General features: G+C 36.6%; 26 protein-coding genes and 1 tRNA gene. 16 read left to right on the forward strand and 11 right to left on the reverse strand.

Going from position 1 to position 23295, the window contains the following annotated elements; genetic code table 11:
• Positions 1–12 precede the first annotated feature (12 nt).
• Positions 13–1086: a putative type IX sorting system protein PorV2 gene (locus K1I41_RS06980; RefSeq protein ID WP_445156337.1), complete on the reverse strand. Its 1074-nt coding sequence runs from the start codon at positions 1084–1086 to the stop codon at positions 13–15.
• Positions 1087–1185: 99 nt separating this feature from the next.
• On the opposite strand from K1I41_RS06980, the gene K1I41_RS06985 reads away from it, so the two are divergent.
• Genes K1I41_RS06985 through K1I41_RS06995 form a run of 3 tightly spaced genes read left to right on the forward strand, consistent with a single transcriptional unit; the run spans position 1186 to position 3279 of the window.
• On the forward strand, positions 1186–1929 hold the full coding sequence (locus K1I41_RS06985) for a CDP-alcohol phosphatidyltransferase family protein (protein ID WP_220639661.1): 744 nt from the start codon (positions 1186–1188) through the stop codon (positions 1927–1929).
• The gene (locus K1I41_RS06990) at positions 1930–2844 is read left to right on the forward strand and encodes a glycoside hydrolase family 25 protein (protein WP_220639662.1); all 915 of its coding nucleotides are present in this window, start codon (positions 1930–1932) and stop codon (positions 2842–2844) included.
• 51 nt (positions 2845–2895) lie between these two features.
• Complete coding sequence (locus tag K1I41_RS06995; RefSeq protein WP_220639663.1) at positions 2896–3279, forward strand: 2-dehydro-3-deoxyphosphooctonate aldolase; 384 nt, start codon at positions 2896–2898, stop codon at positions 3277–3279.
• A gap of 26 nt (positions 3280–3305) precedes the next feature.
• On the opposite strand, the gene lptB is transcribed toward K1I41_RS06995, so the two are convergent.
• The 3 genes from lptB to K1I41_RS07010 all read right to left on the reverse strand — a co-directional run bounded on the left by lptB (position 3306) and on the right by K1I41_RS07010 (position 5938).
• Positions 3306–4061, reverse strand: coding sequence for an LPS export ABC transporter ATP-binding protein (gene lptB / locus K1I41_RS07000; protein ID WP_220639664.1), 756 nt, complete (start codon positions 4059–4061; stop codon positions 3306–3308).
• Between the two features lie 89 nt (positions 4062–4150).
• Positions 4151–4936, reverse strand: coding sequence for a twin-arginine translocase subunit TatC (gene tatC / locus K1I41_RS07005; protein WP_220639665.1), 786 nt, complete (start codon positions 4934–4936; stop codon positions 4151–4153).
• 36 nt (positions 4937–4972) lie between these two features.
• Positions 4973–5938: a KpsF/GutQ family sugar-phosphate isomerase gene (locus tag K1I41_RS07010; protein WP_220639666.1), complete on the reverse strand. Its 966-nt coding sequence runs from the start codon at positions 5936–5938 to the stop codon at positions 4973–4975.
• An 88-nt stretch (positions 5939–6026) separates the two neighbouring features.
• Here K1I41_RS07010 and K1I41_RS07015 point away from each other — a divergent pair, with 88 nt between their 5' ends.
• The 3 genes from K1I41_RS07015 (at position 6027) to K1I41_RS07025 (ending at position 9379) form a co-directional block, all read left to right on the forward strand.
• Positions 6027–8225, forward strand: a complete 2199-nt coding sequence (locus K1I41_RS07015) for a RecQ family ATP-dependent DNA helicase (RefSeq protein ID WP_220639667.1) — start codon at positions 6027–6029, stop codon at positions 8223–8225.
• Positions 8226–8415: 190 nt separating this feature from the next.
• The gene (locus K1I41_RS07020; RefSeq protein WP_220639668.1) at positions 8416–8646 is read left to right on the forward strand and encodes a thioredoxin domain-containing protein; all 231 of its coding nucleotides are present in this window, start codon (positions 8416–8418) and stop codon (positions 8644–8646) included.
• A gap of 136 nt (positions 8647–8782) precedes the next feature.
• Positions 8783–9379, forward strand: a complete 597-nt coding sequence (locus tag K1I41_RS07025; RefSeq protein ID WP_220639669.1) for a MarR family winged helix-turn-helix transcriptional regulator — start codon at positions 8783–8785, stop codon at positions 9377–9379.
• A 4-nt stretch (positions 9380–9383) separates the two neighbouring features.
• On the opposite strand, the gene K1I41_RS07030 is transcribed toward K1I41_RS07025, so the two are convergent.
• Positions 9384–9620, reverse strand: a complete 237-nt coding sequence (locus tag K1I41_RS07030) for a hypothetical protein (RefSeq protein WP_220639670.1) — start codon at positions 9618–9620, stop codon at positions 9384–9386.
• 79 nt (positions 9621–9699) lie between these two features.
• On the opposite strand from K1I41_RS07030, the gene K1I41_RS07035 reads away from it, so the two are divergent.
• From K1I41_RS07035 to K1I41_RS07080, 10 genes are all read left to right on the forward strand, one after another.
• Positions 9700–10773 carry a DUF2891 domain-containing protein gene (locus tag K1I41_RS07035; RefSeq protein ID WP_220639671.1) on the forward strand — a complete coding sequence of 358 codons (1074 nt, stop codon included), beginning with the start codon at positions 9700–9702 and terminating at the stop codon, positions 10771–10773.
• A gap of 134 nt (positions 10774–10907) precedes the next feature.
• Entirely contained in the window at positions 10908–12476 is a 1569-nt protein-coding gene (locus K1I41_RS07040) for an NAD(P)/FAD-dependent oxidoreductase (RefSeq protein WP_220639672.1), read from the forward strand.
• A gap of 131 nt (positions 12477–12607) precedes the next feature.
• Positions 12608–13267, forward strand: a complete 660-nt coding sequence (locus K1I41_RS07045) for a TetR/AcrR family transcriptional regulator (protein WP_220639673.1) — start codon at positions 12608–12610, stop codon at positions 13265–13267.
• Between the two features lie 3 nt (positions 13268–13270).
• Positions 13271–14578 (forward strand): ABC1 kinase family protein, encoded by a 1308-nt coding sequence (locus K1I41_RS07050; RefSeq protein WP_220639674.1) that lies wholly within the window; start codon positions 13271–13273, stop codon positions 14576–14578.
• On the forward strand, positions 14553–14705 hold the full coding sequence (locus tag K1I41_RS07055) for a DUF2256 domain-containing protein (protein ID WP_220639675.1): 153 nt from the start codon (positions 14553–14555) through the stop codon (positions 14703–14705). The genes K1I41_RS07050 and K1I41_RS07055 overlap by 26 nt, the downstream gene beginning before the upstream one ends.
• A 133-nt stretch (positions 14706–14838) precedes the next feature.
• Positions 14839–15384: an isopentenyl-diphosphate Delta-isomerase gene (gene idi, locus K1I41_RS07060; protein WP_220639676.1), complete on the forward strand. Its 546-nt coding sequence runs from the start codon at positions 14839–14841 to the stop codon at positions 15382–15384.
• Positions 15385–15412: 28 nt separating this feature from the next.
• Positions 15413–15823 (forward strand): 6-pyruvoyl trahydropterin synthase family protein, encoded by a 411-nt coding sequence (locus tag K1I41_RS07065; RefSeq protein ID WP_220639677.1) that lies wholly within the window; start codon positions 15413–15415, stop codon positions 15821–15823.
• Complete coding sequence (locus tag K1I41_RS07070; protein WP_220641827.1) at positions 15820–16788, forward strand: type I phosphomannose isomerase catalytic subunit; 969 nt, start codon at positions 15820–15822, stop codon at positions 16786–16788. Before K1I41_RS07065 ends, K1I41_RS07070 begins: the two co-directional genes overlap by 4 nt.
• Before the next feature lie 56 nt (positions 16789–16844).
• A complete protein-coding gene (locus K1I41_RS07075) occupies positions 16845–17111 on the forward strand; it encodes a hypothetical protein (protein WP_220639678.1) in 267 nt (88 codons plus the stop codon).
• 79 nt (positions 17112–17190) lie between these two features.
• Positions 17191–17264, forward strand: a tRNA-Thr gene (locus K1I41_RS07080).
• A 497-nt stretch (positions 17265–17761) separates the two neighbouring features.
• Here the strand turns inward: K1I41_RS07080 and K1I41_RS07085 are convergent.
• From K1I41_RS07085 to K1I41_RS07110, 6 genes are all read right to left on the reverse strand, one after another.
• Positions 17762–18493 (reverse strand): DUF4369 domain-containing protein, encoded by a 732-nt coding sequence (locus tag K1I41_RS07085; protein ID WP_220639679.1) that lies wholly within the window; start codon positions 18491–18493, stop codon positions 17762–17764.
• Between the two features lie 121 nt (positions 18494–18614).
• On the reverse strand, positions 18615–20492 hold the full coding sequence (locus tag K1I41_RS07090) for a T9SS type A sorting domain-containing protein (protein WP_220639680.1): 1878 nt from the start codon (positions 20490–20492) through the stop codon (positions 18615–18617).
• A 139-nt stretch (positions 20493–20631) separates the two neighbouring features.
• The gene (locus K1I41_RS07095; RefSeq protein ID WP_220639681.1) at positions 20632–20928 is read right to left on the reverse strand and encodes a hypothetical protein; all 297 of its coding nucleotides are present in this window, start codon (positions 20926–20928) and stop codon (positions 20632–20634) included.
• A gap of 97 nt (positions 20929–21025) precedes the next feature.
• Positions 21026–22426: an alpha/beta hydrolase family protein gene (locus K1I41_RS07100; RefSeq protein WP_220639682.1), complete on the reverse strand. Its 1401-nt coding sequence runs from the start codon at positions 22424–22426 to the stop codon at positions 21026–21028.
• A complete protein-coding gene (locus tag K1I41_RS07105; RefSeq protein ID WP_220639683.1) occupies positions 22423–23013 on the reverse strand; it encodes a hypothetical protein in 591 nt (196 codons plus the stop codon). Before K1I41_RS07105 ends, K1I41_RS07100 begins: the two co-directional genes overlap by 4 nt.
• Positions 23013–23294, reverse strand: a complete 282-nt coding sequence (locus K1I41_RS07110) for a DUF2089 family protein (protein ID WP_220639684.1) — start codon at positions 23292–23294, stop codon at positions 23013–23015. Before K1I41_RS07110 ends, K1I41_RS07105 begins: the two co-directional genes overlap by 1 nt.
• Between the last annotated feature and the right edge of the window lies 1 nt (position 23295).

The raw sequence follows: 23295 nt of genomic DNA on the forward strand, positions 1-23295 counted from the left end.
TGGGATTGATTTTTATCGTGTAAAGGTACCCAAATCTACTTTAAGAGAAAATATATTTGAGTATAGTGCAGCACTTTGGTCGCCAATATCGGTAAGCGCATAATCTACAGATATGCCTTTGTATTTAAACCCAAGCCCAATGTTGGGCTGAAACCCCAATTTATCCGATCCGTCTATTTGTGTAATAGTCTGAAAGTTACCTACACCACCTCTAAGAAAAACAAGGTCGATGTAACCAAACTCAAAGCCAACTGCGGGGTCTATACTAATAGCTTCTGTTGCAATAATATCGTTTGTTTGCGCAAATCGCATGTTTAAATTGGCGGCAGCTAAAATGCTGTAATCATGTCGTATTAAAAACTTTTTTGCAAAACCTAGTTGTGCTTTTGGTAAAGTTATCTCGGTAGTTTCGGGTAATTCTTGGTTTTCTCCAGGTATGGCATTTTGTACACTAGCATATTCATCTTCATCAATACTCCAAACATTATAGGTTGTTGTTATATCCCGAAGCATTAAACCTATTTTCCAGTCGTTATCAGTTTCATATTGTATACCAATATCAAAACCAAACCCCCACGAGTTGGCAAACTTACCAATAACACGGCGTATAACTTTGGCATTAACACCGTAGTTTAGCCCATCTAATGGTAATGCCCTTGCGTAGGATACTGTAATACCATAATCGGCTGTGGAGAATAAGCTAATTCTGTTATAATCTATATTTCCCTCACTATCTATAAGTTCGGTAGTATTTAGTATATCATCTACACCAAAGCGTATAATTGATATCCCGAATGCAGAACGGTCGTCTATAGGCATCGCAAAACCAGCATAATCGTACTGTGCAATATTAGCAAAATAACTAGCGTGCATTAAGGCAACTTGCTTATCTTTTACTTTTAATAGCCCTGCAGGGTTCCAGTAGCCCGAATTTACATCGCTAGTATGCGCTGTAACGGCATTGCTCATACCCAACGCAGCAGCATCTACACCAATATTCATAAATTCGTTAGAGTATTTTCTAACCGACTGTGCGTAAGTATAAAGGGATATAAAAAGTGATATGATTACAAGAAACTTTCTCAATACAATTATTTTGTGCAAATATTACATAAAATTCTCAATTACTAAACTCTATTTCAATTAACTTATTGTGCTAACTTTGCCCTTATAAAAACACAAACCATGCCTTTTAGCAAATATATTCCCAATTTTATTACGCTACTTAACCTCTTTTCGGGGCTATTAGCACTTATATGTGCTTTTAATAATGATTTTGAAATGGCATTTGCGTTTGTTTGCTTAGGTATATTTTTCGATTTTTGGGATGGTTTTTTTGCCAGAATATTAAAGGTGCAAAGTGAAGTTGGTTTGCAATTGGATTCACTTGCCGATATGGTTACTAGTGGAGTTGTACCAGGTGTGGTAATGTATAAAATGCTTTATACTATATACGATTTTTCAGGTGCAGATGTGTCTGAGCATTTACTCCATTACTTTTTACCCTATATTGGGTTTATTATTACATTGGCATCGTGCTACAGGCTAGCAAAGTTTAATGTAGATACAAGGCAAACAACGTCGTTTATTGGGCTGCCAACGCCTGCTAATGCTTTGTTTATATTGAGCTTACCGTTAATACTTGATGATTCGCCAAATACTAGTATTGTATACAATATGCTTATGAACCCTTATGTGCTTATGGGTATAACTGCCTTAAGTGCTTACATGCTTAACGCGGAAATACCATTATTTTCGTTAAAAATAAAACAGTTCAACTTTAAAGATAATAAACTGCAAATAGGCTTTTTAGTTTTAGCGTTGGTTTTATTAATAATACTAAAATATCTTGCCATTCCGCTAATAATTATTGCTTACGTTGTACTTTCAGTAATAAACAATTTATTTTCACAGCAGCCTACCGAATAAATGAAGCGTACTCCGTTAAATAAGAGAAAAACTACGCAACGAAAGCCCAAAAAGCCTACGATGGTTGCCTCTACAAGAAAATCTAAAAAGAAACAGGGAAAATCATTCTTAAAAACATTAAAGTACGTAGTATTGCTATCAGTTACTGTTGTAATACTAGCAGTAGGGTACCATTATCGTAACGGGGTGTTATATTACTTGGGCTTTACAACCAGTAAAAACATAGATACGCTTACAAAAGAAGAGCGCAAAATAGCCGACCTCCGTATTTACGATATAGTAGGGCGCCATAGCGATAAAATATTTGGTATAGATGTGTCGCACTATCAAGGTGAAATAAACTGGAAAGAGTTACAGCAAGCCGAAGAACAGTTTCCGCTACACTTTATATTTATACGTGCTACCGCTGGTAAAGATAAAACCGATACTAAGTTTGCAGAAAACTGGAAGCGTAGCAAGCAAAACGGATACTTGCGTGGTGCTTACCACTATTACCGCCCTGACGAGAACTCTATGGCGCAAGCCAATAATTTTATTGCTACTGTAAAATTAGCTGAAGGCGATTTACCGCCTGTACTCGATATAGAAAGGTTACCCAACAAGCAAAGTATGGATAGCCTTAAAATAGGGTTGCAACGCTGGTTGGATAGGGTAGAGGCACACTATGATGTAGCACCTATTATATATAGTGGCGAGAGTTTTTATACTGATTTCTTAAAAGAAGAATTTTCAGATTACAAACTGTGGATAGCCAATTATAGCTTTTTTAAAGATAGAATACGCGATGAGTGGTTGTTTTGGCAATTTACCGATAAAGCCCAGATTAAAGGTATTAACGGCAATGTAGATGTAAATATTTATAACGGAAATTTGGAAGAACTCACAGGTATGCTTATTTTAGATAGCGGTAATTAATAGTTGGATTATTTTATATTTAGCATTGATAAAAACCAAATCAATTACACCATGAAAATTAAATTACTTACCTTATTTTTAACAATTGTTCTTGTAGGGTGCGCCTCAAAAACTTCTCATAATAGAGCAAGCAAAGTTGCTGCGGATTATGGTTATTCAGAAGATAATCCGATAAAAGTCGGCGGAGTTTCAAATGGTCCCTCTAATGAGCGGAAATACCTGCATAGCCTAACAGGGTTAAATGGAGAGCCAGTTTATTTTAAAAGATTGGGAAGTTGTTGCCCTTTTAAGAGCGAAAAAGCTGCTTTAGGAGGCGGTATGCTTGATCTTTACGAAGTAAAGATTCAGGGCGATACTGTAACGAAGAAGCTTTATTTGAATATGTACGATAAAGATAAATTGTATGCGCCAAAAGGGTTTTTGATGAAAGATTGAGTACTTTATTTATTTTTCATTTCAGTTTACTCAACATTTTTTTGAAAATCAAGTTTCTTTTTACGCAACTCAAAATTTTGCCCAAGGTACACCTTACGTACCATTTCATCTTCTACCAATTCTTCAGGCTTACCAGCTTTTAGTATACCACCTTCAAACATTAGGTACGTTTTGTCGGTAATGGCAAGCGTTTCTTGTACGTTGTGGTCGGTAATTAGGATACCAATATTTTTGTTTTTTAGCTGCGCTACAATACGCTGAATATCCTCTACAGCTACGGGGTCTACCCCTGCAAAAGGCTCATCAAGTAAAATAAACTTAGGGTCGGTAGCCAATGCACGCGCTATTTCGGTACGCCTACGCTCACCTCCCGATAGTAAATCGCCACGATTGGTGCGTATGTGCTGTAACGAAAACTCATCAATAAGCGATTCCATTTTAGCTTCCTGTTCTTTTTTAGAGAGGGTTGTAAGCTGTAAAACGCTTAATATATTATCTTCAATACTTAATTTCCTAAAAACAGAGGCTTCCTGAGCCAGATAACCAATACCATTTTGGGCACGCTTGTACATCGGGAAATCGGTTATCTCCATATCATCAAGATAAATATTTCCACTATTCGGTTTTACTAACCCTACAATCATGTAAAACGATGTTGTTTTACCAGCACCATTGGGTCCTAGTAATCCAACAATTTCGCCTTGACTTACTTGTACCGAAATGCCTTTTACAACGCTTCTGCCTTTATATGTTTTTACTAAGTTATCTGCTCTTAAAATCATGTTATGTTGTATTATACTGTTTTTAGTTGGTACATTTTTTATGCCATAATGTACAAAAACAGCAACTAAATATACATTTAATAATTGTATTACACTACTTTCTTCCTTCTGTCAATACGAGCAGCAATAAGGATGCTTATCTCATATAAAATAACTAAGGGTATAGTAACAATTACTTGGCTAACTACATCGGGTGGGGTTACTATAGCCGCTATAATTAACATAATAACGTAAGCATAACGACGGTAGCCACGTAATGTAACCGCAGTAACTAAGCCTATTTTAGATAGGAAATACATTATTATAGGCAGCTCAAATATTAACCCGCACGATATTGAGGTTGTTTTAATAATACTGAGGTACGATTGTAAGTCGATATCATTCTTAACAACATCACTAATCCTGTAATTGCCCAAAAAGTTGAGTGAAAGCGGTGTAATTATATAGTATCCGAATAATATTCCTAAGAAGAACAGAACAGAAGTACAAAATAAAAAAGCAACGGCGTATTTGCGTTCACTTTCGTACAATGCAGGGCTTATAAATTTCCAGAACTCCCATAGTATTACAGGGAATGCCAATATAAAGCCTACAGCTATAGAGGTCCAGATATCAGTAGAGAATTGCCCATCCATAGTACGGCTCTGTATCTCAAACGGAAGTCTTTCCATGCAAAAACTCTTATCAAGATCGTACTTGTTTGCCAAATCGCAAAAAAACTGGTAGGTAATAAAATCACCATCTATAGGAGCAAAAATAATTTCATCAAAAATAAAGCTACTAAATGTAAAGGCAATAGCTGCACATACTATAATGGCTATTGTACCTCGTACGAGTAACCAGCGTAGCTCTTCCAGATGATCTAGAAATGACATATCGACTGGATTTTTTTTGCTCTTTTTTGCCATCTCTTAAATTATTCCTTCCTTTAATATGTCGTGTAAATGCAGTATGCCTTTGTAAACACCATCATCGGCTACTACAAGTTGCGTTATAGCAAAGTTTTCCATGGTATTGAGTGCTTCTGTAGCCATTGCGGTTGTTTTTATGGTTTTAGGGCTTTTCGTCATAATATCAGCAGCTTTAACGCCTGCAATATTATCCCTGTCGTTAAGCATGCGTCGTATATCACCATCAGTAATAATACCTACAACCTTATTATTGTCTATTACAGTTGTAACCCCTAACCGTTTTTCCGATATTTCTACAATTGCCTTTTTAATACTGCAATCGGGGCTTACTTGTGGCTTATGCGTAGCATCTAGCATATCGCCTACGCGTAGCAATAATTTTTTACCCAACGCACCACCAGGGTGGTATAGGGCAAAGTCTTCACTTTTAAAATCTCTGAGTTGCATTAAGCATACTGCTAGGGCATCGCCCAGCACCAATTGTGCTGTGGTACTGTTGGTAGGCGCTAAATTATTGGGGCACGACTCTGATGCTACATAAGCATGCAAAATATAGTCGGATTCCTTTCCTAGGAAGGAATTTTTATTAGCCGTCATGCCAATTAGCGTATTGTTATAGCGTTTTAATAGTGGTGCAAGTACTTTAATTTCGGGACTATTACCACTTTTAGAGATACAGATAATTACATCGCCCGGTTGAACCATACCTAAATCGCCATGAATAGCCTCTGATGCGTGCAAAAAAACTGATGGTGTACCTGTAGAATTGAGTGTAGCTACTATTTTAGACGCAATAATGGCGCTTTTACCTATTCCGGTAACTACAACCCTGCCCTTTGCGTTAAAAATAGTTTCTGTAGCGGTAACAAAATCATCATCTAGGTATTCCGTTAAACCAGCAATACTCTCACTCTCAGAAAGAATTGTAGCTCTAGCCGAAGCTAGTATAGTATCTGTATTTATCAAACTTTGTAAATGTTTAAAAAGTTGTGCGTATTAAAGATTTTTGTATATTTAGGTTCTGCAAATTTATGTAATTTACTATTAATAAATAATGAAATCAACCGAAATTGACTTACATAAAGAGTTAAAAAAGTATTTTGGTTTTAACAAATTCAAAGGGCTACAAGAAGATGTCGTTAAAAGTATAATTTCTGGTAATAATACCTTTGTAATTATGCCCACGGGTGGCGGTAAATCGTTATGTTATCAGCTACCAGCACTAGCCCTAGAGGGTACTGCTATTGTGGTTTCCCCCTTAATCGCCCTTATGAAGAATCAGGTAGACGCTATTCGTAGCCTATCGTCAGAATCTGGTGTTGCCCATGTACTCAATTCTTCACTTACCAAAACAGAAATCAATCAAGTTAAAAAAGATATTACTTCAGGGTTAACAAAGCTGTTGTACGTTGCTCCTGAATCGTTAACAAAGGAAGAGTATGTAAATTTCCTTAGAGGGGTTACTATTTCTTTCGTGGCGATAGATGAGGCACACTGCATCTCAGAGTGGGGACACGATTTTCGCCCTGAGTACCGTAACTTACGCCATATTATAAAACAGTTAGGCGATAATGTACCCGTTATAGGGCTTACAGCTACTGCTACGCCTAAAGTACAGGAAGATATCCTGAAAAATCTAGATATGTCCGATGCTAGGGTTTTTAAAGCATCGTTTAACAGAGCGAATCTCTTTTATGAGGTACGTACCAAAACAAAGAATGTAGAATCGGATATTATCCGTTTCATCAGGCAGCACAAAGGTAAATCGGGCGTTATATACTGCCTTAGCCGTAAAAAAGTGGAAGAAATTGCACAAGTGTTACAAGTTAACGGAATTAGTGCTGTACCCTACCACGCTGGATTAGATGGTAAAACACGTGCCAAGCATCAGGATATGTTCCTTATGGAGGATGTAGATGTGGTGGTAGCCACCATAGCTTTTGGTATGGGTATAGATAAGCCTGACGTACGCTTTGTAATCCACCATGATATACCCAAATCGTTAGAGAGCTACTACCAAGAAACAGGTAGGGCAGGACGTGACGGTGGCGAAGGGCATTGTTTGGCTTATTACTCGTACAAAGATATTGAGAAGCTCGAAAAATTTATGTCGGGCAAACCCATAGCCGAGCAAGAAATAGGATATGCGTTACTGCAAGAGGTAGTGGCTTATGCCGAAACCTCCATGTCGCGCCGTAAATTTTTGCTGCATTATTTTGGAGAAGAATTTGATGAGGTAAATGGTGAGGGTGCTAATATGGATGATAATATTCGTAACCCAAAAACCAAAGTAGAAGCAAAAGACCAAGTAGTAACACTACTTGAAACGATAAGAGACACCAAACAGTTATACAAAGCCAAAGAGGTGATATTTACCTTAGTAGGCAAGGTAAATGCAGTAATAAAATCGCACCGTACCGATGCACAACCCTTTTTTGGTAAAGGAGCTGCTTTTGACGAGAAGTATTGGATGGCGCTTATACGCCAAGTTTTAGTAGAAGGTTATATCTCTAAAGATATAGAGTCCTACGGTGTAATAAAAATCACACCTAAAGGCGAAGCATTTTTACAAAGTCCATCATCGTTTATGATGAGTGAAGACCACGAGTACAATGATACCGATAATGAGGCAACCATAACGGCGTCAAAATCTTCTGGAACCTCCGATGAGGTGCTAATAAGTATGTTGAAAGACTTACGTAAAAAAGTAGCTAAAAAACTGGGAGTACCACCATTTGTAGTATTCCAAGACCCTTCGTTGGAGGATATGGCATTAAAATATCCTGTAACCGTTGAGGAGCTTGGCGGTGTACACGGTGTAGGCGAAAACAAGGCTAAAAAATATGGTAAAGATTTTGTAGCCCTTATAGCCAATTATGTTGAGGAAAATGATATTGTACGTCCTGACGACCTTGTGGTAAAATCTACAGGAGCAAACTCTGGTTTGAAATTATACATAATCCAGAATATTGATAGAAAACTACCGCTAAATGATATTTCGAAAGCAAAAGGACTCGATATGGAAGGTTTGCTCAAAGAAATGGAGCAAATAGTATATTCGGGTACGCGCCTCAACATTAAGTATTGGATAGATGAAATTTTAGACGAGGATCAGCAAGAAGAAATTCAGGACTATTTTATGGAGTCAGAATCCGATAATATAAAAGCAGCATTAGAAGAGTTTGATGGCGATTATGACACTGAAGAGCTGCGACTAATGCGTATTAAGTTTATTAGTGAGGTAGCCAATTAAAGGAAGCTGTTTTACTTTAAAAAGGAGGGGGTATAAGTTTAACTTATACCCCCTCCTTTTTTGCGAATATAAATATGTTAAAGTTATATTAAAAAAATATTCATTTATTTTTAGTTAGGATATCTAACTATATTTGTATTGTAATTGCAATTACACTGAGTTATTAGTAAAAACTTTAAAATCATTAAAAATGAGTAAATCAATTTTTTATCACGCAGGTTGTCCTGTTTGTGTTAGTGCAGAACATGATATTATCGAACTCGTTGGTAGTTCAAATGTAGAGATTGTACATTTAGTAAACGACAAATCTAAAATGAGTGATGCTGAAAAGGCAGGTGTAAAATCAGTTCCAGCTTTGGTAACTCCAAACGGGAATGTATTACACATAAATTTTGGAGCATCAATGTCCGATTTAAAATAATAAGCCTACAAAGTCCTATTGCAATTGCAATAGGACTTGCTTTAACTATAGGTATTAAATTTATTAAAAAATGATTATGTTTGACGAAGATGAATTATAACCTGTTATAATTCTATTTGGTATAACACTCCTGCGTATGTCTATTTTTAATTTAAATACCCAAAACGAAAATCTCGATAATAAAATTATTGCAGGTATAGAGCGTATTTCGCAAGTATTTAAAACGTTACTTTGGGAAAAAGCTAAGCAATTCCATTTAAGTCCTATACAAATTCAGGTACTTATTTTTATCGCAAATCATTCACAAGAAAAATCTACCGTTAGTTATTTAGCTCAAGAATTTCATATTACAAAACCAACAGTAAGCGATACTGTTAAAACACTAGAACAAAAAGGATTCATAAACAAAGTACCCGACACTAAAGATACCCGTAGTTATACGATACAATTGACTGCTAAAGGAGAACAAGCCGTTTTGGATACAGATAATTTTGTGAACCCTTTAACTCATATTATTGAAAAATCTACAGCTATTGATAAATTAGCTTTATGGCACAGTATTACTACAATAATTGTAGAGTTAAACAAATTAGATATAATTAATGTGCAAAGAATGTGTTTAGCATGCAATCATTACTCCAAAAAAGATAACACTCCGTTTTGTGGCTTATTACATCAAAACCTAGAAATACAGGATATAAGGATTGATTGTCCTGAATTTGAGTCGAAATAAACCATTATCCTTCATATACTTCCCCACGGTGTGGCTTTAAAGCATCACGAACACCTATCATAAAATCATCCGTTACTACCATCCAAGCTATAGCATGCATTTCGTTTACAGCTTCAAAACCTGTAATATTTAAAGGCAATTTCTCTATTGCTATATATTCTTTTAGGTGAATTTCGTGATGTTCAGCAGTTTTTGCAGCAGCAGGACCACGAAAATCCCATATCAGTTTTATTTTTCTCATGTATACTTAAAAGTTTAAGAGCGCAAAGTTATAAACTTTGTATCCAAAATAAATATCTTTGGAGTAAAGACATCACTTTATGAAATATATGCTTTACGCTGTTTTACTAACTACTTCGTTATCCTTTTCACAACAATTAACTACAGAGCGCGCCAACGGGCTTGCAGGCTTGCCCTTAAAATGTTTGCAACAAGAATATCCTAATAAATTAAGCCAACTATTAGCCGATTCTACCGAAATTGCCTCCCCTAAGGCGTTACACCCTGCTTTTTATGGTTGTTTCGACTGGCATTCGTCCGTACACGGGCATTGGAGTTTGGTGTATCTGCTAAAACATTTTCCTGATTTGGATAGGAAAGAAGAAGCAATCCAGAAACTGAAAATAAATCTCTCTAAAGAAAATATTGCAACCGAAATAGCCTATTTAATCAAAAAACATAATAAATCGTATGAGCGTACCTATGGATGGGCTTGGTTGCTTAAATTACAACTGGAGTTGGATAGTTACAATACGCCTTTTGCACAGCAATTGGCTAAAAATCTGCAACCGCTGAGTAATTTAATATCCGAACGTTACATTGAATTTTTACCAAAACTTAACTATCCGTTGCGCGTTGGTACACATACCAATACAGCTTTTGGGATGTCGTTCGCTTGGGATTATGCTGTTCACAGTAACAACAAAGCGCTGCAAAATAGTATTAAGGAAAATGCCTTACGACTTTTTAAAAACGATACAGATTGCCCTTTTGACTGGGAGCCAAGCGGTACCGATTTTTTATCGCCATGTATGGAAGAAATAGGTATAATGCAACGTATACTGCCCGAAAAAGACTTTTTACAATGGCTTAAAGGTTTTGCTCCAGCATTATTCAATAAAAATTATACTTGGGAGTTCGGTAAAGTATCCGATAGGAGTGACGGGCATTTGGTTCACCTGGATGGACTTAATTTTAGCCGTGCGTGGAATTTTTATCGTTTGGCAAACCAATACCCCAAAAAGTTAGGGCATTTAAAAACATTAGCAGATAACCATTTAACCTACTCGTTACCCGCTATAGTAGACGGAAACTATGAAGGAGAACATTGGCTCGCCTCTTTTGCATTACATGCCTTTGAGGAGAAATCCCCCAAACTCCCGAAGGGGGAGTAATATATAGTTTCAGTATTTACTTACAAGAAGTCACTCGTCATTGCGAGCGTAACGCAGCGGAGTGTGGCAATCGGGATACTATGAAAAGGCTATTTCGTTTCTCGCAATGCCAAAAAATGTCTTAATTTTGCGCCATGCCCAGAGAATTACAAATACAGGTTGCGCCCGAGGTAGCAGCACAAAAACCTTTACTCATTAGCCATGTAGCAAAACTAATGCATATAAAGCCTGATGAGGTAAGGCATTTAGCAATATTAAAACGCTCTATAGATGCACGGCAGCGCACCGTAAAAGTAAACCTTAAAGTAGCAGTATATTATAACGAAGAGTTTACTGAAGCTCCCATTACCTTACCCAATTACAAAAATGTAAACAATAGCCAAGAAGTAATTATTATAGGGGCAGGTCCGGCAGGTTTATTTGCAGCGTTACAACTTATAGAGCTAGGGATGAAGCCTATTGTTTTAGAGCGTGGTAAAGATGTACAGGCACGCCGTAGGGATTTAAAAGCCATAAATCGTGACCATATTGTAAACGCCGATTCCAATTATTGCTATGGCGAAGGTGGCGCAGGTACGTATTCCGATGGTAAGTTGTACACCCGTTCTAAAAAGCGTGGTGATGTCGATAGGATTCTCCGATTATTTGTAGCCTTTGGTGCATCGCCCGATATATTGGTAGAGGCACACCCGCACATTGGTACAAACAAGCTCCCTAATATTATTAAAGCCATGCGCGAAAAGATAATAGAGTATGGGGGAGAAGTAATTTTTAATACGCGCGTTACCGATATTATTGTAAAAAATAATACTGTTGCAGGCGTAGTTACACAGCACAACGATACGATAAATGCTAACAAAATTATTTTAGCCACAGGGCACTCAGCACGTGATATTTTTGAATTATTAGATAGAAAAAAAATATACATAGAGGCAAAACCTTTTGCATTAGGTGTGCGAGCCGAGCATCCGCAAAACTTAATTGATAGCATACAATACAGTTGCGATGTTACTACGGGCAGAGGTAATTATTTACCGCCATCGCCATATTCCATTGTAAAACAAGTTGCAGGTAGGGGTATGTATTCATTCTGTATGTGCCCAGGTGGTGTTATTGCACCCTGTGCCACGAGCGAAGGCGAAGTGGTAACCAATGGTTGGTCGCCCTCCAAGCGCGACCAAGAAACGGCAAATTCAGGTATTGTAGTCGAATTAAAATTGGAAGATTTTAAACCTTTCGAGAAATTTGGGGCATTGGCAGGAATGGAATTCCAAAAAGCAATCGAACAAAAAGCATGGCATTTAGCGGGCAAAACACAACGCGTACCTGCGCAACGCATGGTCGATTTTACGCAAGGTAAAACATCTACAGATATTCCTAAAACATCCTACGTACCTGGTACAACATCGGTAGAATTGGGGCAGGTATTTCCAAACTTTATAACGCAAACATTACGCGAAGGTTTTATTCAATTTGGCAAATCGATGCGAGGTTACTTAACTAACGATGCCATTTTACACGCTCCAGAATCGCGTACCTCATCACCTGTACGTATCCCACGCGATCGCGAAACCCTAGAGCATGTACAAATAAAAGGATTATACCCTTGTGGCGAGGGTGCAGGGTACGCAGGCGGTATAATTTCGGCAGCTATCGATGGCGAAAAGTGTGCCCTAAAATGTGTAGCAACCAACTTGCAGTAGTCATAACGAGCATCTCATTACTTAATTCTTAGTTTCTGAACTTTCAAAATTTTTGAACGATAATTAACAGAAGTTCAACATAGTGCTGTTTATTATATAGTTAAATTTGTTAAACAACAATATATTCTGTTATGGCAACAAAAAAAATAAAAGCACCCACAAAATCAGATATTATAACCAAGTATTCAGACTACTGCCTAATCAACGGCAATCGTCCTGCTACAGTGTACAAATTTGCAAAAGATAATGGCTTTGAAGAAGCCCATTTTTATGCGCACTTCAGCTCTTTTGAAATGCTAGAACACCATTATTTTACTGAAATGTTTACGTATACTGTGGAGATGTTAGAGCAATCGCCAGCGTATGCTAATTATTCGGGAACCGAGAAACTATCGGCTTTCTACTTTACGTTTTTTGAGATGGCAACAGCAAACCGCAGTTTTATAATGTACCTTATGGACGATAATAACTCTTCGGTTCGTAATATGCTCAAATTAAAAGAACTCCGCAAAGTATTTACCAATTACGCTATGCAGGTGCTAGAAAGACCTTTGGATATGAAAAACGAACGTGCCGATAAGGCACAGGATAAAGCGTTACGCGAAGCTGCATGGTTGCAGTTTTTATCGGTATTCAAATTCTGGATGAAAGACACTTCACCAAGTTTTGAGAAAACAGATGTATTTATCGAAAAATCGGTAAAAGCATCTTCAGACCTTGTGTACAACACGCCCTTACAAAGCCTGTTTGACCTTGGCAAGTTTTTATGGAAAGAAAAATTTACAGCGTAGTATATGAAAAGACTAGACTCCATTCCCGTTAATAAAATAGATCGGGTTAGTAAATTGGTAACCACAGGCGTAAAAGTAGGTGGCAATTACCTTAAATACTACGGCAAAAAAATAGTAAACCCAGAACTGACTAAAGAAGGCTTGCACGAAGACAATGCAGCCGATATTTACGATGGACTTAAAGAGCTAAAAGGTAGTGCGCTAAAGGTAGCGCAAATGCTTAGCATGGAAAAAAATTTACTGCCCGAAAGCTATGTAGAGAAATTTTCGTTAAGCCAGTTCTCCGTACCACCATTATCGTCACCACTGGTAATGAAAACCTTTAAAAAGTACTTTGGTGTAGAACCCCATGTGCTTTTTGATGAGTTTAATGCTGAAAGTATTAATGCAGCCAGTATCGGTCAGGTACACAAAGCCAAAAAGGGGGGTAAAGATCTTGCCGTTAAAATACAATATCCAGGCATACGCGAGAGCATAGGTACCGATATTGCAATGGTTAAACCTATTGCTGTACGCATGTTTAACCTACAAGGAACATCAGACGAGTACTTTCAGGAAATTGAAGGAAAACTAATAGAAGAAACAGATTATACCTTAGAGTTACAGCAAAGCGAAGCAGTACGCAAGGCATGCAGCATATTAACAGAGCTCAAGTTCCCAGCGTATTACCCAGAGTTGTCGTGCGAAAAAATCATCACAATGGATTGGATGGAAGGCAAGCACCTTTCGGAATGGTGTAATGAGGAACACTTGCAAGAAGAACGTGATAAGGTAGGGCAGGTATTGTACGATTTTTATATGTATCAGATACATGGACTTAAAAAATTCCATGCCGACCCACATCCAGGTAATTTTTTAATTGATGAAGATGCCAACCTTGTAGCAATAGACTTTGGTTGTATGAAGGCATTGCCCGACGATTTCTCGGAACCTTATTTTAAATTAATAACACCTGCTACAGTTGCTAACGACGATTTGTTTAGAGAAAAACTATATGAACTCAGTGTGTTGCGTGAAGACGATTCGCCAGAAGACGAAGCGTATTTCTTTAACCTCTTTAAAGAACTCCTTACTGTATTTGTAGAACCGTACAACCATGATGTTTTCGATTTCGGTCGCCCTGAATTTAGCGAAACCATAGCCAAACTTAGTGAGCAATTTGCTAACGATAAAACATTAAGAAAGATGAATGGTAACCGAGGCTCTAAACACTTTATATATGTTAACAGAACCTTTTTTGGGCTGTACAGCCTGCTATTCGACTTAAAGTCGCGAATTGATATTTATGGGTATAAAAAATACCTCCAGTAAAGGCAACAAATCCTACTTGCCAAGTAAAACCTGTGCCACTTGTGGGCGCGATTTTACTTGGCGTAAAAAGTGGGAAAAAAACTGGGAAGCAGTAAAATACTGTAGTGCTGCTTGCCGCAAAAAATAATTTTTAGTTTTTTAGAAATTCATATTTTCAGTCAAGACCCGTTTTAAGCGGGTCTTTGCTGTAACAGAAAAGGAGTATTTATACCACTTCTAAAAACTATATTTCTTATTTTTGATAGTAATAGTAATATTTTATGACCGAAGAAAAAGTAATTTTAGTAAACGAAAATGACGAGCAAATAGGGTTAATGCCTAAAATGGAAGCACACGAAAAAGCCCTGCTTCACCGTGCATTTTCGGTATTTATACTTAACTCCAAAAACGAAATTATGCTGCAGCAACGTGCAGCACAAAAATACCATTCGCCACTTTTATGGACCAATACCACCTGTAGCCACCAACGTGAGGGCGAAACCAATTTACAGGCAGGCAACCGCAGGTTAATGGAAGAAATGGGCATACAGGCAGAGCTAAAAGAGCTTTTCTCGTTTATATACAAAGCACCGTTTGATAATGGGCTTACCGAGCATGAGCTAGACCACGTAATGATAGGATATTATGATGATGCACCCAATATAAATAAGGAAGAAGCAGAGAGCTGGAAATGGATGAGCATTGAGGCAGTAAAGGAAGATATGAAAGCTAATCCTAGTATTTATACTGTATGGTTTAAAATAATATTCGATGAATTTTATCATTATCTCGAAGAGCACAAAAGCCCTTTAGTAAAGGAGCAGTAACTAATCCAACCACAAAAAATATACTATAATGAAAGTAAGCGTAAGCAGAAAAGCGCATTTTAATGCCGCGCATCGTTTGTATTGCCCCGATTGGACGGATGAGCAGAATGATGCTGTTTTTGGTAAATGCAATAACCCCAATTTTCACGGTCATAACTACGAGCTTGTAGTTAGTGTTACGGGAACTGTTAACCCTAAAACAGGCTACGTAATAGATATGAAAGTGCTTAAGGACATTATTAAAGATGAAGTGGAAGAACCTTTTGACCATAAAAACCTGAACCTTGATGTTCCTGAATTTTCCGAATTAAACCCTACCGCCGAAAATATTGTTGTAGTAATATGGAACAAAATACGAAAGCGTATAGATAGTGCTATGGCGCTAGAAGTAGTACTGTATGAAACACCAAGAAATTTTGTAACATATAAAGGGGAATAATTATGGAACTCTATCCTATACTATTTGAACCCATCCTGAAAGATAGGCTTTGGGGTGGTACCAAATTAAAAACAGACCTTGGCAAACATATACCTACCAATACTACTGGCGAAAGCTGGGAGCTATCGGATGTAGATGGTGATGTTAGTATTGTTAGCAACGGTGTTTATTCTGGTAAATCGTTAACCGAATTACTCAACAGCTATCCAGCGGCAATTTTAGGCAATAAAGTATACGAGCAATATGGCGCAAAATTTCCGTTACTGTTTAAATTTTTAGATGCGCATCGTGATTTATCCATACAAGTGCACCCCAACGATGCACTAGCAAAAAAGCGACATAACTCGTTTGGTAAAACCGAAATGTGGTATGTAATGCAGGCAGACGAGGGCGCGAAGATAATAGTAGGCTTTAAAGAAAAATCGAGCCCAGAAGAATATATAAAACACCTTGAAGATAAGAATCTGGTTGAGATATTAAATTTGGTTGAGGTAAAGGCTGGCGATGTTTTCTTTTTAGAAACAGGAACCATACACGCCATTGGTGCAGGTATTGTAATAGCCGAAATACAGCAAACGAGTGATATTACGTATCGTATTTACGATTGGGATAGGGTAGATGCACAAGGAAACTCTCGCGAATTGCATGTGGAGCAGGCATTGGATGCGATGAACTATAATACTACGCAAACCAAAAAAGAGTATACCAAAACAGCTAACACAACCAACGTAATGGTAGATTGCCCTTATTTTACAACAGGTTACTTACCACTACTGGGCGATATGGCAGTTACTAAAAAGGGGGCTAGCTTTACCGTTTACATATGTACTGATGGGGCATATACCCTTACAGCAAACCAAAAGGAATACAATTTTAAAAAAGGCGATACAATATTAATACCTGCTGCTTTGCAACACTATTCGCTTTCGGGTAAAGCAACCTTGCTAGAAATATATATAGCTTAATAGCTTAACTTAAAGTAATAATTGTAATTTTGTACCAAATTTTAATAAAATAGAACATGGCAAGTGTAAAGAATTTAAAGAAAGACATTAACTACGTATTAGGCGATATTATAGAAGCTGTTTACATTTGGGAAATGACAACTCCAGGAAAACCAACAAAAGAATCGGATGCTTTAATTGATGAAGCTATTACTGTTTTTGATGATCTTATTAAAAAGATTAACAAAAAAGATGTAGAAAATAAAAAAGCACACTTTAAGCAAATAAACCAAGAATTCGAACAGTCTGCTAAACAGCTTGTTGAAAAAATCAATACACTTTAGTAGAAAAAAAGCTGTAAAAAGTGCTCCAAATTATTTGGAAATTTGGGTTTCAACCTTATATTTGCACCCGAATTGAGACGCCGATGTAGCTCAGCTGGCTAGAGCAGCTGATTTGTAATCAGCAGGTCGTGGGTTCGAGTCCCTCCATCGGCTCAATAAACAAAAAAACGCTTCATATACATGAGGCGTTTTTTTTTATTGTTATCATATACATTACTACTTTTTTCCTTGTACGATGCCAATAAAAATATTAGCGATAAAGAGTAATTGCGTTATCAGGACTAAAAATATTAATGTAGTTAGTAAAATAGTATGATAATCAGGACTAAATATTGATTTATCAAGATGAACAACAAGCGGGTACAAAACCCAATATGTAAAGACACTACCGCACGTTATTGCTACATGGATACGGGACAAAATTTTTTTCGTATTGAATTTTAAAAAATACATTAAAAAATACAATACTCCTAAAAAGGAATATATAATAGCGAGTATGTAGGTTAAATCAGAAGTGGATATTACGTAATATGTATCTTTTAGGTTTAAGTCAATCGTCATATCTTCTGAAAAAACGCACAGCATAATGCCTATCAAAAGGATTATCAGACTTGTTCCAAAGAAATAAACATGGGCTTTCAATGGAAGCATCATTTCTCAGAATCGGAATTTTTTACTTTTATTTCTCTAACATACTCAGTAAGCATTTTACCATAACGGGATGTAGCTACCTCTTCGGACATGCTTTTTTGTATTGTATCTAAATACTTTAGTTTTGCATTGTATATTTCTGACAACGCTAAATAAGGACCTACCTCATACCTTGCATTATTCAGTGCATAGTTTGCGGTAAATAGGTAGTGCCTCTTGGTTACCTGATTCATTTGTTCCGAAATGCTATCTTGTAGTGCTTTATTATTGTCTTGTACGGCTTTCATACTTTTCTCAATAAGATCAAGTCTACTGTTGGTAAAGCGTTGCTTAATTTTTGAGAACTCCTCGTAAAGGTCATGATTTTGAGAGCCTGTAATAATTGCTTTTTCAAAAAAGTCATCGTTAGTAGTTTTTATATTTATTTCGCCAGGCTCAGCAAAAAATGGCAGGTTGTTATCTATTGAGTTGGTTTGTCCTCTATCTAAAAATAAATAAAGCATCTCTGGAGAATTTAACTGTAAATGGCTCTCAAAAGATGATTTCCCGTTAATTATTATAGTGTCTATCGATATTAAAGCTGTATCTCGTATATGCTGTATGTACAATGTACCCTTTTTTAATCCTTTTATATACCCTGTAATATGTAAGTTAGTATCGTCAGGCTTTTTATCTTCTTTACAGGCAATTAATATAAAAAGTAGTGATAGTAGCAGTATAATTTTTTTCATAAAGTGGTTTTGGTAATTTTAAATTTTCGCAAAGTAATAAAAATTATAGCTTTTGTGCTTTCATTAAATTAAAAAAGCTGCCGAGTAGGCAGCTTTTTTAGTATTTATATTATTGAAAAACTTAGTTTACTATTAGCTTTTCAGTATGCTTAATTCCTTTATTTGTGTGCACCTCCACAAAGTAAATGCCTGTAGTGTATGTTGATACATCTATGTTTGTAGCATTACTTGGTGCGTTACTGCTAAATAATACTTTACCTGTTATATCGTAAACTTTTACGGATGCCATGTTATCTGTAGTGGTATTACCTAATGTAAGGGTTACCATATTATTAGTTGGGTTAGGATACAATGTAAAGTTATTAAGTGTAAATGCTTGATTGTTTAATGCAGCTTCTACAAAATGAGTTTCGAAAACATTCGTTTCTACTACTTCATTAAAATCAAAGTAAATTCCAGCACCGTTTGGTATTACATCGCCTACAGCAAAGTCTGGGAATGGTTTAACTCTAAAATATACATAACCATTACTACTTTCTTCATCGTCCTGTGCTGCAGGGAGCATAATTTCGTTAAAATACCATATTAACTTATTTTCGTCTTGCTCCATAATATAATCATGGCTTGAGCGTATCATTTCTACTGTACTGTTATCTAATTGTTCGTTAAGTACATCTTCAATTCTAACATTTATAGCACTTGCAGTACCCAAGTTTTGGAATCTGATGGTGTAGTATAAGTAATCGTTAGTATCAAAATCAGTAATCAATACATTTCTACCTCTCGACTCCATTTTATCATTAGGGTCATATGCACCAACTACAATATCGCTATTAACAGATGTATTATTGTCAGGTGTTATATCACCTGTAAGAGGCGTTATAATAGCTGTAGTCGTTACAATATCTCCGAGTAATTCAACATCTGGAGGGAGCGATAGCGTTACAGGAAATGTAACGGTTTCGTAAGGTTCAAGGTTTGTGAAATTGTACGTAAAACCTGTATCGGTAAGGTCTGTTACCGTTTCGTCTACGTTTGTTATGGTAAGCGGACTTTCTACTGAAAAGTCAATACTGCCAGCCGCTACCGTACTACTACCAAGGTTAACATAGCTAAGTATTACATCGTGTTCAAACCCTGGCTGTGGTTGCTCTACTGGAATTATGTAAACAGCTACATCATCGTATTCCTCTACTAAAGTTACGGGGAAATAGTATGTAGTAACAGTTTCAATGGATGTTGTGCTCACGTTTTCATAGTAAGATGGAGTTACCGAAAAATAAGGTGCATACAAGGGTAGCACATTAAAGCCGACATCGTATGTGTTAACCATTTCTGGCTCGTATATAAAGTAGTTACCGTTTGGTGTTGTAGCATTATGTACTACGCCATCGTTATTTAGTTCGTAGTTAAAAGTACCAATCATAAAATCATTTTCGCCATCGTCTTTTACTCCATTGGCATTGGCATCTAAAAATGCATTTAAGTTTATACCAGCACAATCAATGGCACCAGTCGAATTCTCTAAAATATCAATAGTTATATGTCCTTCTTGGTCTGAGAAATTAGTTACCATCATGATATAAAACTCTCCAACTTGTGCATTAGTTATACTAGCCGTTTCTTGTGCTGATGCTGAATAGCTACAATCAACTACATGGTCTTCATTTAAGTTATTACACGAATCTTCTAACGAAGTGAAAGGACCATAGCAAATAAAATCAATATCAATACCATTTCCTTGTAGTCCTTCCTGAGAAAGCGCAAAATAAAGATCTCCGGCATCGCTTATCGGTATATAAAACCAGAATGGATTAGGTTGAGAGCCCAAGCAGTCATAATCGGGACCTGGTATTGCTGGACCAGCATTAAAGGTGTTAACAAAAGGGCTCCCTAGTGCACCACAAAGTGCCTGTGCCTCTGAGCATGCAGTATTACCATTTTGAGCATAAATAATACTTGCAAATGCAATTGCAAAACTTAGTAATAATTTTTTCATAGGTATGGATTTTTTATGCAATATAATTTGTTTGTTAAATATTTGCAAATCAGTTACTTTATTTTTTATATTATGATACCGTTACAGATAAAAAAAGACGACCAATCGGTCGTCTTTTTTTATCTGTATTTACTCAATTTTATTCTTTTAAAATGCGTTTTGCAATTTTAATGTTATTTCTGTTTATAAAATCTACAATAAGTATGCTAATGTCAAAACGAGAACCATCGCCTTTTAGCTCTTTTGTTAGTTTAACAGGTTTTTTGCGTGTTTTAATGGTATCGTTTTCGGTACCACCATTATGGTCTATTATCTCATCTTCTATTCCATCAATAGTCTTCTCTGTAGCAGAGCCCGTTTCAATATTATTCTCGTCAGTACCAGCAAACGCAGCAGTACTAATAACAAACATAAATAGGAATAAAAAATTTCTCATATTGTAGTTTTAGTTAGTATGTTATTATAATAAGTAGATTAAAACAGCATTTTGTTACATTTATACGCCAAATTTAACGTAATTTATTTAAAACTAGCTATTTTACTTGTTTAATTATCCAACTCGATATTTCATTTAATGCTACTGGCGAAATAGTTTGTGTTATGGTACCGTACTCTGCTGGTGCGCCCGAAGTAGTTTCCTGAAACAAATGATTAAGCCCTTCTAATTTTTTTGTTGTCACTTTTTTGTTGCCACTTTTTGCAGCAGCTCTTTTAATTGCCTCTAAGTTTGGAATTGCAGCAACCTGTAAGTCTTTATCGCCGTTTATAGCAAGTATGGGGCACTCTGTGTTTTCTAATGCTTTGGTAGGGTCGTAACGTATAAAGTTAACGTACCAAGCCGATGATAGCTCCTTTAATTGCATATTAATATAGGGTATTAATTGTGCTTCGGGTACACCATTTGCTATAAAAAGCGGTTTCATATCTGTATTAAAAACGGTATATAGTTTTTCTTGTAAAGCCTCCTGATCCTCCTCCTCTTTTATAACATCGTATATTTTTCTGTTTATAACGCCTAGTTTCGTTAACTCCTCTTCAGGCATTCCGTTTGTTTTTCCTAGTAAATAATTTTGTAACATCATTAACTCGTCACCAGGTATTGCGGTACCTGCCATAAGCACAATAAAAGCAACATCTTCGTTTTTAGATGCTACTATTGGTGCTATGGTTCCACCCTCGCTATGCCCAATAATACCTATCTTTTTTTTATTGATTGATGGTAACGATTGCAGGTATGCAAATGCAGCTTCAACATCGGTAGCAAAATCGTTAGTTGTAGCACCCGAAAATGTACCACCAGATTTGCCCACACCACGATCGTCATAACGCAATACAGCTATCCCTTTTTTGGTAAGATGATCTGCTAAAACCAAAAATGGTTTGTGGTCTAATATTTCTTCGTCCCTATTTTGCGGACCACTACCACTTACTAAAATTACAGCAGGAAAATTACCCTCCTTTTCGGGCATGGTTAATGTTCCCGCGAGTGTTATTCCTGCTTTTTCGTTTTTAAAAGTCACATCTTCGCTGTAATACGGATATGGTTTTTTGGGCTCTTGTGGTCGTTCTTTCGCTTTATCATCTGCTTTTATTGGGGTACGACCAAGATTGAGGGCTATATCCATATTGTTTTGTGTAAGCGTGCCTGTAAAGCCATTGTCCTTGTATTCGCCCTTATAATTAGCACTAATAGCAGAAATATTAAATGTTAGTACTTTATTTTCATAGCTTATTTTATCTACAGGAATGTCTTTAACCCCCTGATCTGGACTGTCCATAGTTGCTGTATAGCCTTGCTCCACTTTTTTGATATTGAGTCCGATACGCAGTTTTCCGCCAGGAAAAACAATTTGCCCGTACCACGAGCCTGCTATATCTTGAGCAAACAATCCTGTAGTAATAAGGAGAGTTAGTAGCATAATAATTTTTTTCATAATAAAGTATTTTGGTTAATTAGTAATAGTGCGTATTTCGATAATCCTTCTGCTACCGTTATTGCCACAGCAAACAAAATTTTATGTTTGGTTGTTTTTAAGTTACTGGCTACTTTAAAACCATTGTATAAAAGTGTTATATACCATACAAAAGCAGTTATTGATGCTACAGTAATAATAAATAAAGAGGCAACAGTAATAGCGCTTAGTGTTAGGTTGTTGGGGTTTATGCCTATTAACTCTTCAGTAGCTTGTAAAGCAAAATTGTTTATATTAGTTATTGGTACAATGTAATAAGGTGTCCTTGCTATAATTACTACTGCAAACACATCTACTACCCGCGTTTTTTTGTTAATATATTTACCTAAAATAAGTAGTGTTAAAAATAGTAATGATATAGTAATGCCATTATCTATAAAAGGGGTTAGCACAGACACGTTTTTTGCAAAATGCAAATCCAGCACACCGTCAAACCTTATATTGAATAAATGGGCTAAAAACGACCCAATAATGGTAAACAGCAGCCCGAAAGGGATGAGCTGTTTTTCGGAGTATTTCTCAAAGGGATTAAGTAAAGTATGTTTCATTACTCTTCGGGCATTAAATCTTTTACTTTTTCGATGAGATCGTCCAGTTTATTACGAACCGTAGGGTAGCTATTACCCATTTGTGTAGCCATTTGTTTCAGGCTACCGCTAGCAATAAAAAACTGGAGTATAAAATGCTGCTCTTCGGCTGTAAGCCGAAGTAGTGTGGGTAGTGGGTAATTGCCCGAAACCTGTGTTTGGCACTTGGGGCAGGAGAGTTGAGAAACCTGTAATGATGCTGCACAACTAGGGCAGGATACAGGAAGTTTAGGTACAATCATA

This window comes from Flavobacterium litorale (genome assembly GCF_019613795.1).
GTDB classification, from domain to species: Bacteria; Bacteroidota; Bacteroidia; order Flavobacteriales; family Flavobacteriaceae; genus Flavobacterium; species Flavobacterium litorale.

Bases quoted from the DNA above. Each gene is read 5' to 3' on its own strand.
- K1I41_RS07015 (WP_220639667.1), top strand. From the start codon at position 6,027: ATGAAATCAACCGAAATTGACTTACATAAAGAGTTAAAAAAGTATTTT.
- K1I41_RS07105 (WP_220639683.1), bottom strand. From the start codon at position 23,013: ATGAAACATACTTTACTTAATCCCTTTGAGAAATACTCCGAAAAACAG.
- K1I41_RS06995 (WP_220639663.1), top strand. From the start codon at position 2,896: ATGAAAATTAAATTACTTACCTTATTTTTAACAATTGTTCTTGTAGGG.
- tatC (WP_220639665.1), bottom strand. From the start codon at position 4,936: ATGTCATTTCTAGATCATCTGGAAGAGCTACGCTGGTTACTCGTACGA.
- K1I41_RS07110 (WP_220639684.1), bottom strand. From the start codon at position 23,294: ATGATTGTACCTAAACTTCCTGTATCCTGCCCTAGTTGTGCAGCATCA.
- K1I41_RS07030 (WP_220639670.1), bottom strand. From the start codon at position 9,620: ATGAGAAAAATAAAACTGATATGGGATTTTCGTGGTCCTGCTGCTGCA.
- K1I41_RS07095 (WP_220639681.1), bottom strand. From the start codon at position 20,928: ATGAGAAATTTTTTATTCCTATTTATGTTTGTTATTAGTACTGCTGCG.
- K1I41_RS07025 (WP_220639669.1), top strand. From the start codon at position 8,783: ATGTCTATTTTTAATTTAAATACCCAAAACGAAAATCTCGATAATAAA.
- K1I41_RS06990 (WP_220639662.1), top strand. From the start codon at position 1,930: ATGAAGCGTACTCCGTTAAATAAGAGAAAAACTACGCAACGAAAGCCC.
- K1I41_RS07065 (WP_220639677.1), top strand. From the start codon at position 15,413: ATGAAAGTAAGCGTAAGCAGAAAAGCGCATTTTAATGCCGCGCATCGT.
- lptB (WP_220639664.1), bottom strand. From the start codon at position 4,061: ATGATTTTAAGAGCAGATAACTTAGTAAAAACATATAAAGGCAGAAGC.
- K1I41_RS07035 (WP_220639671.1), top strand. From the start codon at position 9,700: ATGAAATATATGCTTTACGCTGTTTTACTAACTACTTCGTTATCCTTT.
- K1I41_RS07090 (WP_220639680.1), bottom strand. From the start codon at position 20,492: ATGAAAAAATTATTACTAAGTTTTGCAATTGCATTTGCAAGTATTATT.
- K1I41_RS07045 (WP_220639673.1), top strand. From the start codon at position 12,608: ATGGCAACAAAAAAAATAAAAGCACCCACAAAATCAGATATTATAACC.
- K1I41_RS07020 (WP_220639668.1), top strand. From the start codon at position 8,416: ATGAGTAAATCAATTTTTTATCACGCAGGTTGTCCTGTTTGTGTTAGT.
- K1I41_RS06985 (WP_220639661.1), top strand. From the start codon at position 1,186: ATGCCTTTTAGCAAATATATTCCCAATTTTATTACGCTACTTAACCTC.
- K1I41_RS07050 (WP_220639674.1), top strand. From the start codon at position 13,271: ATGAAAAGACTAGACTCCATTCCCGTTAATAAAATAGATCGGGTTAGT.
- idi (WP_220639676.1), top strand. From the start codon at position 14,839: ATGACCGAAGAAAAAGTAATTTTAGTAAACGAAAATGACGAGCAAATA.
- K1I41_RS07055 (WP_220639675.1), top strand. From the start codon at position 14,553: ATGGGTATAAAAAATACCTCCAGTAAAGGCAACAAATCCTACTTGCCA.
- K1I41_RS07100 (WP_220639682.1), bottom strand. From the start codon at position 22,426: ATGAAAAAAATTATTATGCTACTAACTCTCCTTATTACTACAGGATTG.
- K1I41_RS07085 (WP_220639679.1), bottom strand. From the start codon at position 18,493: ATGAAAAAAATTATACTGCTACTATCACTACTTTTTATATTAATTGCC.
- K1I41_RS07040 (WP_220639672.1), top strand. From the start codon at position 10,908: ATGCCCAGAGAATTACAAATACAGGTTGCGCCCGAGGTAGCAGCACAA.
- K1I41_RS07075 (WP_220639678.1), top strand. From the start codon at position 16,845: ATGGCAAGTGTAAAGAATTTAAAGAAAGACATTAACTACGTATTAGGC.